This window comes from Streptomyces sp. TRM70350 (assembly GCF_019219825.1).
In the GTDB taxonomy this organism is placed as follows: domain Bacteria; phylum Actinomycetota; class Actinomycetes; order Streptomycetales; family Streptomycetaceae; genus Streptomyces.
On the sequence record NZ_JAHUXH010000006.1, the window covers coordinates 36,453 to 48,875 of the forward strand.

10 protein-coding genes and 1 pseudogene are annotated in these 12,423 nt (G+C 73.2%); 6 read left to right on the forward strand and 5 right to left on the reverse strand.

Going from position 1 to position 12,423, the window contains the following annotated elements; genetic code table 11:
• Positions 1-44: 44 nt before the first annotated feature.
• Together KWI83_RS11635 and lnt are read right to left on the reverse strand one after the other, a co-directional pair.
• A complete protein-coding gene (locus KWI83_RS11635; protein WP_218514244.1) occupies positions 45-524 on the reverse strand; it encodes an NUDIX domain-containing protein in 480 nt (159 codons plus the stop codon).
• Between the two features lie 67 nt (positions 525-591).
• Positions 592-2,205 (reverse strand): apolipoprotein N-acyltransferase, encoded by a 1,614-nt coding sequence (gene lnt, locus KWI83_RS11640; RefSeq protein ID WP_218514245.1) that lies wholly within the window; start codon positions 2,203-2,205, stop codon positions 592-594.
• Positions 2,206-2,397: 192 nt separating this feature from the next.
• On the opposite strand from lnt, the pseudogene KWI83_RS38415 reads away from it, so the two are divergent.
• A pseudogene (locus KWI83_RS38415) lies at positions 2,398-3,422 on the forward strand (hypothetical protein).
• A gap of 24 nt (positions 3,423-3,446) precedes the next feature.
• Here the strand turns inward: KWI83_RS38415 and KWI83_RS11650 are convergent.
• Together KWI83_RS11650 and KWI83_RS11655 are read right to left on the reverse strand one after the other, a co-directional pair.
• Positions 3,447-3,995, reverse strand: a complete 549-nt coding sequence (locus KWI83_RS11650; protein WP_218514247.1) for a hypothetical protein — start codon at positions 3,993-3,995, stop codon at positions 3,447-3,449.
• Positions 3,996-4,102: 107 nt separating this feature from the next.
• Positions 4,103-4,888 carry a glutamate racemase gene (locus tag KWI83_RS11655; RefSeq protein ID WP_218514248.1) on the reverse strand — a complete coding sequence of 262 codons (786 nt, stop codon included), beginning with the start codon at positions 4,886-4,888 and terminating at the stop codon, positions 4,103-4,105.
• Positions 4,889-4,927: 39 nt separating this feature from the next.
• Here KWI83_RS11655 and KWI83_RS11660 point away from each other — a divergent pair, with 39 nt between their 5' ends.
• Positions 4,928-6,121, forward strand: coding sequence for a glycosyltransferase (locus KWI83_RS11660; RefSeq protein WP_218514249.1), 1,194 nt, complete (start codon positions 4,928-4,930; stop codon positions 6,119-6,121).
• 13 nt (positions 6,122-6,134) lie between these two features.
• Here the strand turns inward: KWI83_RS11660 and KWI83_RS11665 are convergent, their stop codons facing one another.
• A complete protein-coding gene (locus tag KWI83_RS11665; RefSeq protein ID WP_218514523.1) occupies positions 6,135-7,415 on the reverse strand; it encodes a TerD family protein in 1,281 nt (426 codons plus the stop codon).
• Positions 7,416-7,714: 299 nt separating this feature from the next.
• Here KWI83_RS11665 and KWI83_RS11670 point away from each other — a divergent pair, with 299 nt between their 5' ends.
• The 4 genes from KWI83_RS11670 to KWI83_RS11685 all read left to right on the forward strand — a co-directional run bounded on the left by KWI83_RS11670 (position 7,715) and on the right by KWI83_RS11685 (position 12,399).
• Positions 7,715-8,149, forward strand: a complete 435-nt coding sequence (locus tag KWI83_RS11670; protein WP_218514250.1) for a DUF6643 family protein — start codon at positions 7,715-7,717, stop codon at positions 8,147-8,149.
• 42 nt (positions 8,150-8,191) lie between these two features.
• On the forward strand, positions 8,192-9,016 hold the full coding sequence (locus KWI83_RS11675) for an MOSC domain-containing protein (RefSeq protein WP_218514251.1): 825 nt from the start codon (positions 8,192-8,194) through the stop codon (positions 9,014-9,016).
• Between the two features lie 178 nt (positions 9,017-9,194).
• A complete protein-coding gene (locus KWI83_RS11680) occupies positions 9,195-9,797 on the forward strand; it encodes a hypothetical protein (protein ID WP_218514252.1) in 603 nt (200 codons plus the stop codon).
• Positions 9,798-9,957: 160 nt separating this feature from the next.
• Positions 9,958-12,399, forward strand: a complete 2,442-nt coding sequence (locus KWI83_RS11685) for a right-handed parallel beta-helix repeat-containing protein (protein ID WP_218514253.1) — start codon at positions 9,958-9,960, stop codon at positions 12,397-12,399.
• Positions 12,400-12,423 lie beyond the last annotated feature (24 nt).

A 12,423-nucleotide genomic window follows, 5' to 3' on the forward strand; every position in this document is an offset into this window, starting at 1 on the left:
TAGGCAGCCCGTGCCCCCGGCCCCATGTGGTCAGCCCCCATACTTCATTCGAACGTCGTGGGGTCGAACCATGTGGGTGCGTCCGACAGGGACTGCTTGATCCGCAGCAGCCCGAACTCGTTGAGCGTCGGTAGCGCGTCGACGTCGAACCAGGCGACGTCCAGCGACTCGTCGTCGTTCACCCGTGCCTCGCCGCCGACGGCCCGGCAGCGGAACGTGATGTCCATGTACTGGCAGATGTCGCCGTTGCCGTACGTGACGGGCTTCAGCGCCTGGACCAGCACCACCCGCTCGGGCACGCAGCGCACCGCGGTCTCCTCGTGGACCTCCCGCACCGCGCAGGCGGCGGGCTGCTCCCCCGGGTCCGGGATGCCGCCGATCAGCGACCATCGGCCGGTGTCGCGGCGGCGGTTCAGCAGCACTCGGCCGTCGTCGTCGAAGACGACCGCGGTGACCCCGGGGAGCCAGAGCAGCTGATGCCCGGCGGACGCCCGCAGGGTGCGGATGAAGTCAGGAGTAGCCATGGGCTGACCCTAACGGGCGGTTTCCGCGCCCCCGGGCGGGTTCCGGGGGCGTACGGCGGGCGTACCGCTACACGTCACCCGCGCGCCGCCGGCGCGCCCCGGCGGCGACGGCCCAGCCGATGCCGCCCGCCGCGACCAGCACCAGGGCGATCTCCGGCAGGATGCCGAGCCGGGTGGCGGGCGTCAGGGAGGAGCGCAGCGGTACCTCCTGGACCAGTGAGTCGGCGACGAACATGCCGGTCCGCTGGGTGATCGTCCCGTCCGGCAGGATGATGGCGCTGACGCCGCTGGTCACCGGTACGGCGACGGTCCGGCTGTGCTCGACGGCGCGGACGCGGGACATGGCGAGCTGCTGGTAGGTCATCTCGCTGCGGTCGAAGGTCGCGTTGTTGCTCGGCACGGAGATCATCTGTGCGCCGTCGGTGACCTCGGAGCGCACCGTCCAGTCGAAGGCCGCCTCGTAGCAGGTGACGAGGCCGACCGTGGCGCCGTCCATGTCGAACACACCCGGCTCGCTGCCCCGGCTGAAGTCCTGGCGGACCATCGACGTCCAGTTCTTGTTGATCATGTCGAGCAGGGGGCGCAGCGGCAGGTACTCGCCGAACGGCTGGATCTGCCGCTTGTCGTAGGTGTCGACGGGTCCCTTCTGCGGGTCCCACAGGATCTGCTCGTTGAGGAGCTTGCCGTCGCGCTCGACGACACCGCCGACGGAGATGGGCACGCCGATCGCCTTGGCCGCGCCGTCGATGACCGCGTAGGCGTCGGGGTTGGCGAAGGGGTCGATGTCGGAGGAGTTCTCCGGCCAGAGCACGAAGTCCGGCTTGGCCACCTTGCCCGCCTCGACCTCGGCGGCCAGCCGCTCCGTCTCGCGTGCGTGGTAGTCGAGTACGGCACGCCGCTGGGAGTTGAAGTCGAGGCCCGCGCGCGGGACGTTGCCCTGGACGACGGCGACGGTGGTGGTGCCGTCCTGGGCGCGGTCGCTCACCAGGGGGCGCGCGGCCAGGGCACCCACCACCGGCACGGCCACGCTGAGCAGCGCCACGACCGCCGCTCCGCGCCGTACCGCGCGCGTGCGCCGCGCGTCCAGGCCCAGACGTACGACGTCGTACAGGCCGAAGCCGCACAGGACGACCGCGAAGCCGAGCACCGGGGTGCCGCCGACCGCGGCCAGCGGCAGGAAGACACCGTCCGCCTGCCCGAAGGCGATCTTGCCCCAGGGGAAGCCGTCGAACGGCACACGCGCGCGTGCCGCCTCACCGGCGACCCACACCGCGGCAGCCCACAAAGGCCAGCCCGGCAGCTTGGCCACCGCCGCCACCCCCACGCCCACCAGGGCGACGAAGATCGCCTCGATCGCCACCAGGGCGAGCCAGGGGCCCGGACCGACCTCCACGCCGGTCCACACCAGCAGCGGCAGCAGGAAGCCGAGGCCGAAGAGGTAACCCAGACCGAGGGCCGCCTTCCAGCCGCGGCCGCGCAGCACCCAGCCGAAGACCGCGAAGGCCGGCAGGGCCAGCCACCACAGGGTGCGCGGCGGGAAGCTGACGTAGAGGAGCACTCCGGAGAGCGCTGCGGCGGCTGCCGGAACGAGGCGGCGCAGCCACCGCGCGGCGCGCGACTCGGGCGCGGTTCGCGGGCGTACGGCGTCCGACTCGTCCACGGAGGTTGCGGTGACGGTCACTCCGGGAGTGTACGGCGGCGGCCTCGGCGGCCGACAGCGTGGTCCGGACGCCCCCGCACGCCGGTGCCAACGCATCGACAAGCCGTCACCGTGCGCCCGAGCCCAGGTCGCGCGGCGGGGCGGCAGGGCCCGGCGCAGGTCGGGAAGCGGCCGGTTGCGGGGGGACGGGTGGGGTCCAGGGGAGTGACGTCGGTGGCCGGTGCGGAGGCCGACGGCGGAAGACAGAGCGCCTCCGACACGGCGGGTGTGGTGCTCGGCGCCTGTGCCCTCTGGCCGCTGATCCCGGCTGCCGCGCACGGCGGGCGCCCGGAAGGCGTGCTGCCGACGGTGCCGGCCGCGTGGGCGCCGGTTACGCCGCGGGCCGCATCTGCGGAGCGCTCGCGCCGGTCGCCGCGCCCCTTGACCGGGGCGCTCGCCGGAGTCGCACTGACGATCGGCGTCCCGCACCTCGCCCCGGGGCTGCAGCCCGGCGTGCCACTGGGCCACGCGGGCGCCACCGCCGCCCTGCTCGCGCTGTCCACCGGCGCCGCGGCTGCGCCGCCTGGGTCCACGGCCGTACCGGCGGTGCGGTCGGCCCTGTGGGCGTCGGCGGCCGGGATCGTGGCGACGGCGGCCCTGCTCGGCTCGATCACCGGCGTCGTGGCCAGTGCCGCGGTGCTGCTGTGCTCACTGGCGGTCGGCCGGGTGGGCCACCGCGGGGTCGGCCTCGCCGCTCTGGCCGCAGTGACGGCGCTGGTGACCGGCCTGACCTGGGCGGTCGCGAGCAGCGCACCGCCCGAGGGGCTCGCCGCGTCCCTGAAGGATCCGCCGACCCGGCACCGGGTGGAGCTGTGGCAGGACGCGCTGGCGCCGACCCGCCAGGGCAGGGGAGTTCAGCGCGACCTCGGTCGCGTCCCCGCCGTCCGACGGCAGGCCCCACTCCGCGCTGTTGCAGCAGGCGGCCGAACAGGGAGCCGTCGGGGTGGCGCTGCCGGCGGCGGTCTTCTGCTGGGTGCTGTACGCCCTGTGGCGTACAGCACGACCCACGCCGGTCGTCCTCAGCGCGGGCGCGGCACTGACGGCGCTCGCGGCCGTCGCCGCGGTGGGCAACGCGCTTCAGCTTCACGGTGGTGTCGGTGGGCGCCGGGCTGCTCGCGGGGCCGGCCACGGCACGTCCACCGGCGGAAGAGCCGACGCGTCAGCAGAGCGCCGTACCGGGAGACCGGCAGGTGCCGTGACCGGGCGGGCCGCTCCCCGGGGCCTCAGCGCACCGTCCCCGGTGTGGTCGGCCGCAGCCGCTCCTTGATGATCCGTACGGCCGTCTCGGCGTTGTCCACGGTGATCGTGAACGTGTGGCCGTCCCACAGCCGCAGCTCCACGCCCTCGCCACGCCGTACGACGACCGCGGTGCCCTTCTCGGGCCGCCAGCGGTAGCCCCAACCGCCCCAGTGGCGCGGGGTGACGTGCGGGACGAACTCCGCGCCGACGACCTGTGACAGCGGGATACGGCGGCGCGGTACACCCATGTGGCCGCAGCGCACCTCAAGGGACTCCTTGTCCACCCGCAGGGCGACGTGCACGAAGGCGAGGGTCCCGCACAGGACCAGCAGTCCGGCGGCGATGCAGCCGACGACGGACATCACCAGCGGTGCGAGGCCGTCGTCGGTCCACGCGGAGGCTACGGCCAGCTCGATGCCGAGCGCGACGCAGGCGGCCCCGACCAGCGCCAGCAGCCACTGGACCCGGTTGGTGGCCCGGCCGGTCCAGACATCGGGATTCGGGGTGCGCTCGCCGTGGGGGTGGTCCCTCATACCATCGAGACTACTCAGGTTTCGCTGAGCGGGTAGCGGGGTCGCACACAGTGACGGGCCGGGCAGGGGTTGGTGCGGACCGAGGGGTTCCGATCAGTGATCGGCCGTCATCGAACGGGGCTGACGGCCGCGAGCATGCGGCCTTCCTCGTATGTCAGGGCGGCCGCGGGCAGCGCGCCCTCACGACCGCTCAGCAGCACCGTCACGCCGCCGAGGGACGTGGCCCCGGGTTCGGGACGCGCGCCGATCCGGCGCAGCGCCTGGGCGGCCACCGCTCCGGCGGAGCCGTGCAGGACGAGCGGGGGCAGGCCGGGGCGCTGCACGGCGGTGCGGATGCGTTCGGCGACCAGCTCGTAGTGGGTGCAGCCCAGGACGACGGTCGTGACGTCGTCCGGGGTCAGCTCGGCGGCCGCCGCGACGGCGGCGTCGATGGCCGTCTCGTCAGCGCGTTCGACCGCTTCCGCGAGTCCCCAGCACGGCACCTCGGTGACCTTCACGCCCTCGGCGAAGTTCTCGATGAGTCCGCGCTGGTAGGGGCTGCCGGTGGTGGCGGGCGTGGCCCAGATCGCGACGGGGCCGCCGCCGGCCGCGGCCGGCTTGATCGCCGGGACGGTGCCGATGACCGGCAGCGCGGGTTCCAGGCGGGCGCGCAGGGCGGTCAGGGCGTGCACGGTCGCGGTGTTGCAGCCGACGATGAGCGCGTCGGGCCGGTGCGCGGCGGCCGCCTCGGCGACGGCCAGGGCGCGCTCGGTGAGGTCCTGAGGCGTGCGGGGCCCCCAGGGCATGCCGTCGGGGTCGAGGGAGAGTACGAGATCGGCGTCGGGGCGCAGGCGCCGTACCGCTGCGGTGGCCGCCAGCAGACCGATTCCGGAGTCCATGAGCGCGATCTTCACCGGGCCACGATAGACGATGGCCCTCTTGCGGCCGGTCCGGTGGGGCAGACTGCGCGGGTGAGCGCCTTCCTGTGGATCGCCGCCGGATCCCTCGCCGCCTGGCTGTGGCTGCTGCTCTGTCAGGGCTTCTTCTGGCGTACGGATGTTCGGTTGCCGCCCCGGACGGAACCCGCCGTCTGGCCGTCCGTGGGTGTGGTCGTCCCCGCGCGCGACGAGGCCGCGGTGCTGCCGACCAGCCTGCCGTCGCTGCTCAGGCAGGACTATCCGGGGCGGGCCGAGGTCTTCCTCGTGGACGACGGCAGTACGGACGGCACCGGGGAGCTGGCGCGCGAGCTGGCGCGTCGGTACGGCGGGCTGCCGTTGACCGTGGGCTCGCCCGGTGAGCCGCCCGCGGGCTGGACCGGCAAGCTCTGGGCGGTGCGGCACGGCATCGGCCTCGCACGCGCGCGTGCCCCCGAGTACCTGCTGCTGACGGACGCCGACATCGCGCACGCGCCGGACAGTCTGCGCGAGCTGGTGGCGGCGGCGCGCACCGGCGGCTACGACCTCGTCTCCCAGATGGCGCGGCTGCGCGTCGAGAGCCTGTGGGAGCGGCTCGTCGTTCCGGCCTTCGTCTACTTCTTCGCACAGCTGTACCCGTTCCGCCGGATCGGCCGGAAGGGGGCGCGGACCGCCGCCGCGGCGGGTGGCTGTGTACTGCTGCGCACCGAGGCCGCCGAGCGGGCGCGGATCCCCGACGCCATCCGGCACGCCGTCATCGACGACGTGGCCCTCGCGCAGGCCGTCCGAGGCAGCGGCGGGCAGCTCTGGCTGGGGCTCGCCGAGCGGGTGGACAGCGTGCGCCCCTATCCCCGGCTGCACGATCTGTGGCGCATGGTCTCGCGCAGCGCCTACGCCCAGCTGCGGCACAACCCGCTCGTGCTGGCCGGGACGGTCGCCGGGCTGGCGGTGGTGTACCTGGTGCCGCCCGCAGCGCTCGTCGTGGGCCTGTCCCTGGGGAGTACGGCGACGGCGGCGCTGGGCGCCCTGGCATGGCTCGTGATGACGGCGACGTACGTCCCCATGCTCCGCTACTACGAGCAGCCGCTGTGGCTCGCTCCCCTGCTGCCGTTCACCGCGTTTCTGTACCTCCTCATGACGGTCGATTCCGCGGTGCGGCACTACAGGGGACGCGGTGCGGCCTGGAAGGGCCGCACCTACACGCGTCCGGACACCGTCCCCGACGAGGGATGAGTCCTCCGAGGGCTCACTTGCGGCCGGGCGTCCAGTTCATGCCCCACCCGTAGGCGCGGTCGACGGCCCGCTGCATGCTCACCCCGCGGTCGGGCACCAGGTAGCGGGCCTCGCGCTGGACGACCAGGTCCGAGCCGGTGTTGGTGATGAGCGCGAGCGCGCACACCGGGGAGGGGACCGTGCACTCGTCCAGGGAGAAGTCGATCGGCGCGCCGAACTGCGGATGCAGGGTGACCGTGGCGTGCAGGTCGGCGAAGGAACTGGCGCCCTCGTAGATGGTGACGAAGACGAGGATCCGCCGGAACGCCTGCTTGTGGTCGAGGTTGATGGTGAGGTTCTCGCCGCTCTCCACGGCACCGGTGCGGTCGTCGCCGTCCAGGTGGATGTACGGCGGCTGGTGCAGCGACCCGAACGCGTTGCCGAGAGCCTGTACGACGCCCTTGCTGCCGTCGTTGAGCTCGTACAGGGCGCACAGGTCGAGGTCGAGGTCGAGGTCCGAGTGCCGGGCGACCGCACGGCCGCGCTTGCCGCCCCACCCCGAGAACTGTTGGCGCACCTGCCAGTTGAGGTTCACACGCATGGCGCCCGAGGTACCGCCCTGCTTGGTGAGCGACACCGACGGGGAGGCCTTGGTGAGGGTGACCTTGGTGAGCTGGACGGGCGCCGTCGGGACGGGCGGCGGCGCGGTGGGGGCAGGCTGGGTGGTGGTCACCGGCGGGCCGGTGGGGACGGGCGGCGTCGTGGTCACCGGCGGCGCGCTGGGTGCCGTGTGCTGCGGCTCGTCCACCGTGATGCCGAAGTCCGTGGCCAGGCCCTCCAGGCCGCTGCTGTAGCCCTGGCCGACGGCACGGAACTTCCACGCGCCCTGGCGCCGGTAGAACTCGCCGAGCACAAAGGCCGTTTCCACGGTCGCGCCCGCGCTGTCGAACCGGGCGACCACCGCGCCCCGGGCGGCGTCCTTGACCTCGATGTACAGACCGGGCACCTGCGCGAACGTCCCGCCGTCCGCGGACGCGGCGAGCACGACCGTCTCGATGCCGGGCTCCACACGCGCGAGGTCGACCAGCAGCGTGTCGGTGATCCGGCCGCCGACGTCCCGCTTGCCCTCGTGCCGGATCGCTCCGGAGGAGTGCTGCGGCTGGTTGTAGAAGACGAAATCCGCGTCCGAGCGAACCTTTCCGCTCACCAGCAACAGCGCCGAGGCATCGGTGTCGGGCACGCCCGCACCGGAGCGCCACCCCAGTTCCACTCGCAGCGCCGTCGTCGGCACCGGGACATTCGATCCCTTCGGCATTGACATGTCCGCCCCCATCCCCGGTCACCCCGCCAGGTCGCGTCCCGGCAGCCCATCGGGTTCTCCGTGCGTTCCAACTTATTGCCCATGGCGTCGAACGCCCATCAGGAGCACGCAAAGACCACTGGCCAACCGCCGGTAACCCACTGGGAACTGAGCCTTTACACGATTCGGAGGCCACTTGGCGCCCCTTTTTCCCAGGTTCGCTCGCATTGGGGATCCCACGTCACCGCGGACACGGAAAACAACCCTCTTATCGGTCTCCCCAACCAGCACATCGTGGGCTTAACTTATGTGCCATGACCTCCCCCCGCTCCACCTATGGCGGCGGCTACTACTCCGCCTCCTTCCCGGACACCCCGATCTACGACTCGCTCGTGGCCGAGCGGGGCACCCCGCAGATCGCCCCGATCCGGGTCCCCGCCGCGTACGACACGCCGGGCAGCCACCTGCCCGCCCTCCCGTCCGCGCTGCCCGCCCTCCCGGCGGCCCCCTCCCAGCCCGCCTACGGCTACCCGCAGGCGCCGCAGCCCGCTCCGCTGCAGCAGGCGCCGACCGCGTACATCCCGCAGCAGGCCGCCGCGCCGCGCGGCTACCCCGGCCCGCAACCGCAGCAGCCCCGCCCCGGGGCGCCCGGCGGCACGGGGTACGAGGCGATGCGCCCGGCGGCTCCGCGGCCTGCCCCGGCGCCGTATCAGGACCCGTACAACAACCAGCAGTACCGCGGCTACTGATCATCCCTCGGGGGTGTCGGTGCCGCCTGGCACGATGGCCTCATGGGGAACGCGGAGCTGCACTCGATTCACGTCCACCCGGTCAAGTCGCTCCGGGGCCTGGCGCCCCGTGAGGCCGTCGTGGAGCCGTGGGGGCTGGTCGGGGACAGGCGCTGGGTGCTGATCGACGACGGGGGAAAGGTCGTCACCCAACGCCGGCAGCCGCGCCTTGCGCTGGCCGCCGCCGAGCTCCCGCCCGGCGGCGGCGTCCGGCTGTCCGCGCCCGGCCTCGACCCGCTGACCGTGCCCGTCCCGGAGCCGGCCGGCACGGTCACGCTGGACATCTTCGGGAACAAGGTGGAGGGGGTCCTCGCCGACGACGCCGCGCACGCGTGGTGCAGTGCGTACGTCGGTGCGGGGACCCGTCTGGTCCACATGGACGACCCGGCCACCCGCCGGCGGATCGACCCGGAGTACGCGTTGCCCGGCGAGACGGTCACGTTCGCCGACGGCTATCCCCTGCTGCTCACCTCGCTCGCCTCCCTCGACGCCCTGAACGCGCTGATGGCCGAGGACGGTGTGGCCGAGGAGGGCCCGCTGCCGATGAACCGCTTCCGGCCGAACGTGGTCGTCACGGGCACCGCGCCGTGGGCCGAGGACGACTGGAGAAGCATCACCATCGGCGAGGTCGAGTTCCGCGTCGCCAAGATGTGCGGCCGGTGCGTCGTGACGACGACCGACCAGAGCACCGGCGAGCGCGGGCGGGAGCCCCTGCACACCCTCGGGCGGCACCGCCGCATCGGCGGAAAACTGGTCTTCGGTCAGAATCTCGTGCCCCGGTCACAGGGCACGATCCGGGTCGGTGACCCGGTCCGCGTCCTCGAATGAGCGATATCGCCGGGGAGTGCGGTCGGGCGGGAACCCGCGAGCGGGACCCGGGCGTTGGGCGTTCGTGAGACGTTCATGAAGGGCCCCGGGCACAGGTGATGTCGCTCTCTCTTTGACCGGGACCGCGTGCGAGCGGCTCCGCCGGGGGTTGTCATGGAGGCGGAAGGGGGTGCGGGACATGCGCGCTGTTCGCGGCCTGTGGCGCTGGCGGCACAATCCACTGCGCCGCACGACCGATCTCGTCGAGGCCTGGGTGGCGCTGGCCGCCCTGCTGCTGATCCTCCTCGTCGCGCCCGTGATCGGCTTCCTCGCCGGCTCCGCCGCCCAGGACAGCCTCCAGCAGTCCGTCCGCGAACAGCGCGCCTCCCGGCACCTGGTGACGGCCACCGTCGTCCGGGAACTGGAGGCTTCCACGCTTGCCGCCGACCCCGAGACGGCCTCGCGGGACAGCAGGACGCGCGTGCTCGCCCACTGGACCGCCCCGGACGGCACCGACCTGAACGGCCCGGTCGTCACCCACCTCAAGTCCCCCGAGCCGGGCGACCGGTTCGCGATATGGACGGACGAGCGGGGGCGCATGGTGGCCCGCCCACTGGACCCCGCCACGGCGACGACGCACGCCGTCCTCGCCGGGTTCGGCGCGGCGCTGCTGACCGCGTGTCTGGCCGAGGGCGTCAGACGGCTGATCGTCGGGCGCATGGTCCTTCGCCGGTACGCCCGTTGGGACCAGGCATGGAACCGGGTGGGCCCGGACTGGGGCAGGACCGGCACCGGCAGCTGACAGCCTTCCGGCTCCGGTCAACCCGGCGTCCGCGCGCACGCTACGGTGGACCGGCCGAAGCGAACTTCGGCATCGACCTGCGCGCGAGCCAGTTCAGGGGCGCGTCGGCCCGAGGGCGAACGAGCCATCAGTACGACCGAGGTGGGGGCACAACAACGCCATGGCACAGGGCACGGTCCAGGTGACGCACGCCGGTACATCGCGGTGGCGGCGCCGCACGGGTGAGTACCCATCGCTGGCCGCCGCCCTGGAGGCCGCGGCCGACGGTGATGTGCTCACCGTCGCCCCGGGAACCTACCGGGAGAACCTCGTCGTCCAGCGGGCGGTGACCCTGCGCGGCCCCGAGGGCTCGCCCGGCTCCGTGCGGATCGCGCCCCTCGACGGGGTGCCGCTCACCGTGCGCGCCTCCGCGGTGGTTCAGGACCTGCATGTCGAGGGCCAGGACGCGGCCGCGCCCGCGCTGCTCGTCGAGGAGGGCGCGCCGGAGCTGACCGACGTGCGGGTGGTCACGCGATCCGCCGCCGGGATCGAGGTGCGCGGGAGCGCGCGGCCGACCGTGCGGCGGTGCACCGTCGACAATCCGGCGGGCATCGGGATCGCGGTGGTCGACGGCGGGGGCGGGGTGTTCGAGGACTGCGAGGTCGTCGCGGCCGGGCAGGCCGGCGTGGCGGTGCGCGGGGGCGCGCATCCACGTCTGGACCGCTGCCGGGTGCACCACGCCTCGGGTTCGGGCCTCACCGCGACCGGCGAGAACTCCGCGCTGGAGGCGGTGGGTTGCGAGGTGTACGAGGTCCGGGGCAGCGGGGTGCAGATCACCGGCCGGGCCACCGCCCACCTCACCGACTGCGACGTGCACCGCACCACGGCCGACGGTGTCACCCTCGACACGGACGCGGTGCTCACCCTCGCCGACTGCCGTATCCACGACATCCCCGAGAACGCGGTCGACCTGCGCTCCCGCTCCGTCCTGACGCTGACGCGCACCAGCGTGCGGCAGTTCGGGCGCAACGGCCTGTCGGTGTGGGACCCGGGCACACGCGTGGACGCCAACCAGTGCGAGATCTTCGACAGCACCGGCGACTACCCGGCGGTGTGGGTCAGCGACGGCGCCACGGTGGTGCTGGACTCCTGCCGGGTGCACGACGTGCCCGACGCGCTGTTCGTCCTGGACCGCGGCTCGCGCGCGGACGTCGTCGACAGCGACCTGTCCCAGGTGCGCAACACGGCCGTGTCGGTGAGCGACGGGGCGACCGCGCAGCTCGACGACTGCCGGATCCGGGACGCCGCGACCGGCGCGTGGTTCCGCGACCACGGCAGCGGCGGCACCCTCAACAACTGCACGCTGGACGGCACCCAGACCGGCGTGATCGTCACCAAGGGTGCCGACCCCACCATCGAGCGGTGCACGGTCGACTCCCCCGCCGAGGCCGGTTTCTACGTCTCGGCGGGCGGCCGCGGCAGCTTCCTCAACTGCCGGGTGAGGGGCAGCGGCGGGTACGGCTTCCATGTGCTCGACGGCTGCCGTACGACGCTCAGGAAGTGCCGTACGGAACGCTGCGCGCGCGGCGGTTACGAGTTCGCGGACGGCGGTCCCGACGCCGAGTCGGGCGTGGGGCCGGTCGTCGAGGACTGCACCAGCGACGAGAGCGCGGGGCTGCGCACGCCCACGGCACCCCCCGAGCCCACCGTCCAGACGGCCGGTCAGTCGCCGGGGCTGCTGGGCGCGATCCCCGGGCAGCGCACCACCGAGCAGGAGCCGCTCGTCGCCGCCGCACAGCCTCAGCCACCGGCCCGGACCTCCAAGGCCGTCCTGGGCGAACTGGACGCTCTGGTGGGCCTGGAGAGCGTCAAGCGCGAGGTGCGGGCCCTCACCGACATGATCGAGGTGGGCAGGCGCCGGCAGCAGGCGGGCCTGAAGGCCGCGTCGGTCAAGCGGCACCTGGTCTTCACGGGTTCCCCCGGCACCGGCAAGACCACGGTCGCGCGGCTGTACGGCGAGATCCTCGCCTCGCTCGGTGTGCTGGACAAGGGCCACCTGGTCGAGGTGTCCCGTGTCGACCTGGTCGGCGAGCACATCGGTTCGACCGCCATCCGCACCCAGGAGGCGTTCGAACGGGCGCGTGGCGGTGTGCTGTTCATCGACGAGGCGTACGCGCTGTCCCCGGAGGACGCGGGCCGGGACTTCGGCAAGGAGGCCATCGACACGCTCGTGAAGCTGATGGAGGACCACCGGGACGCGGTCGTGGTGATCGTCGCGGGCTACACGGCCGAGATGGAGCGCTTCCTGTCCGTCAACCCCGGGGTGGCATCGCGCTTCTCACGCACCATCACCTTCAGCGACTACGGCCCCGAGGAGCTGCTGCGGATCGTGGAGCAGCAGGCGGAGGAGCACGAGTACCGGCTGGCGCCAGGTGCCGCGGAGGCGCTGCTGAAGTACTTCACGGCGATCCCGAAGGGCCCCGCGTTCGGCAACGGCCGCACCGCGCGGCAGACCTTCGAGGCGATGGTGGAACGCCACGCGAGCCGGGTCGCCCAGTTCGACGAACCGAGCACGGACGACCTGACCCTGCTGTACGCGGAGGACCTGCCCGACCTCGCGTGAGCGCTGAGGGCTCCGCAGGAAGTG

Excerpts from the sequence above, each read along its gene's own strand:
- KWI83_RS11670 (WP_218514250.1), top strand. The coding sequence starts at position 7,715 with ATGACCTCCCCCCGCTCCACCTATGGCGGCGGCTACTACTCCGCCTCC.
- KWI83_RS11685 (WP_218514253.1), top strand. The coding sequence starts at position 9,958 with ATGGCACAGGGCACGGTCCAGGTGACGCACGCCGGTACATCGCGGTGG.
- KWI83_RS11650 (WP_218514247.1), bottom strand. The coding sequence starts at position 3,995 with ATGAGGGACCACCCCCACGGCGAGCGCACCCCGAATCCCGATGTCTGG.
- KWI83_RS11680 (WP_218514252.1), top strand. The coding sequence starts at position 9,195 with ATGCGCGCTGTTCGCGGCCTGTGGCGCTGGCGGCACAATCCACTGCGC.
- KWI83_RS11665 (WP_218514523.1), bottom strand. The coding sequence starts at position 7,415 with ATGCCGAAGGGATCGAATGTCCCGGTGCCGACGACGGCGCTGCGAGTG.
- KWI83_RS11675 (WP_218514251.1), top strand. The coding sequence starts at position 8,192 with ATGGGGAACGCGGAGCTGCACTCGATTCACGTCCACCCGGTCAAGTCG.
- KWI83_RS11635 (WP_218514244.1), bottom strand. The coding sequence starts at position 524 with ATGGCTACTCCTGACTTCATCCGCACCCTGCGGGCGTCCGCCGGGCAT.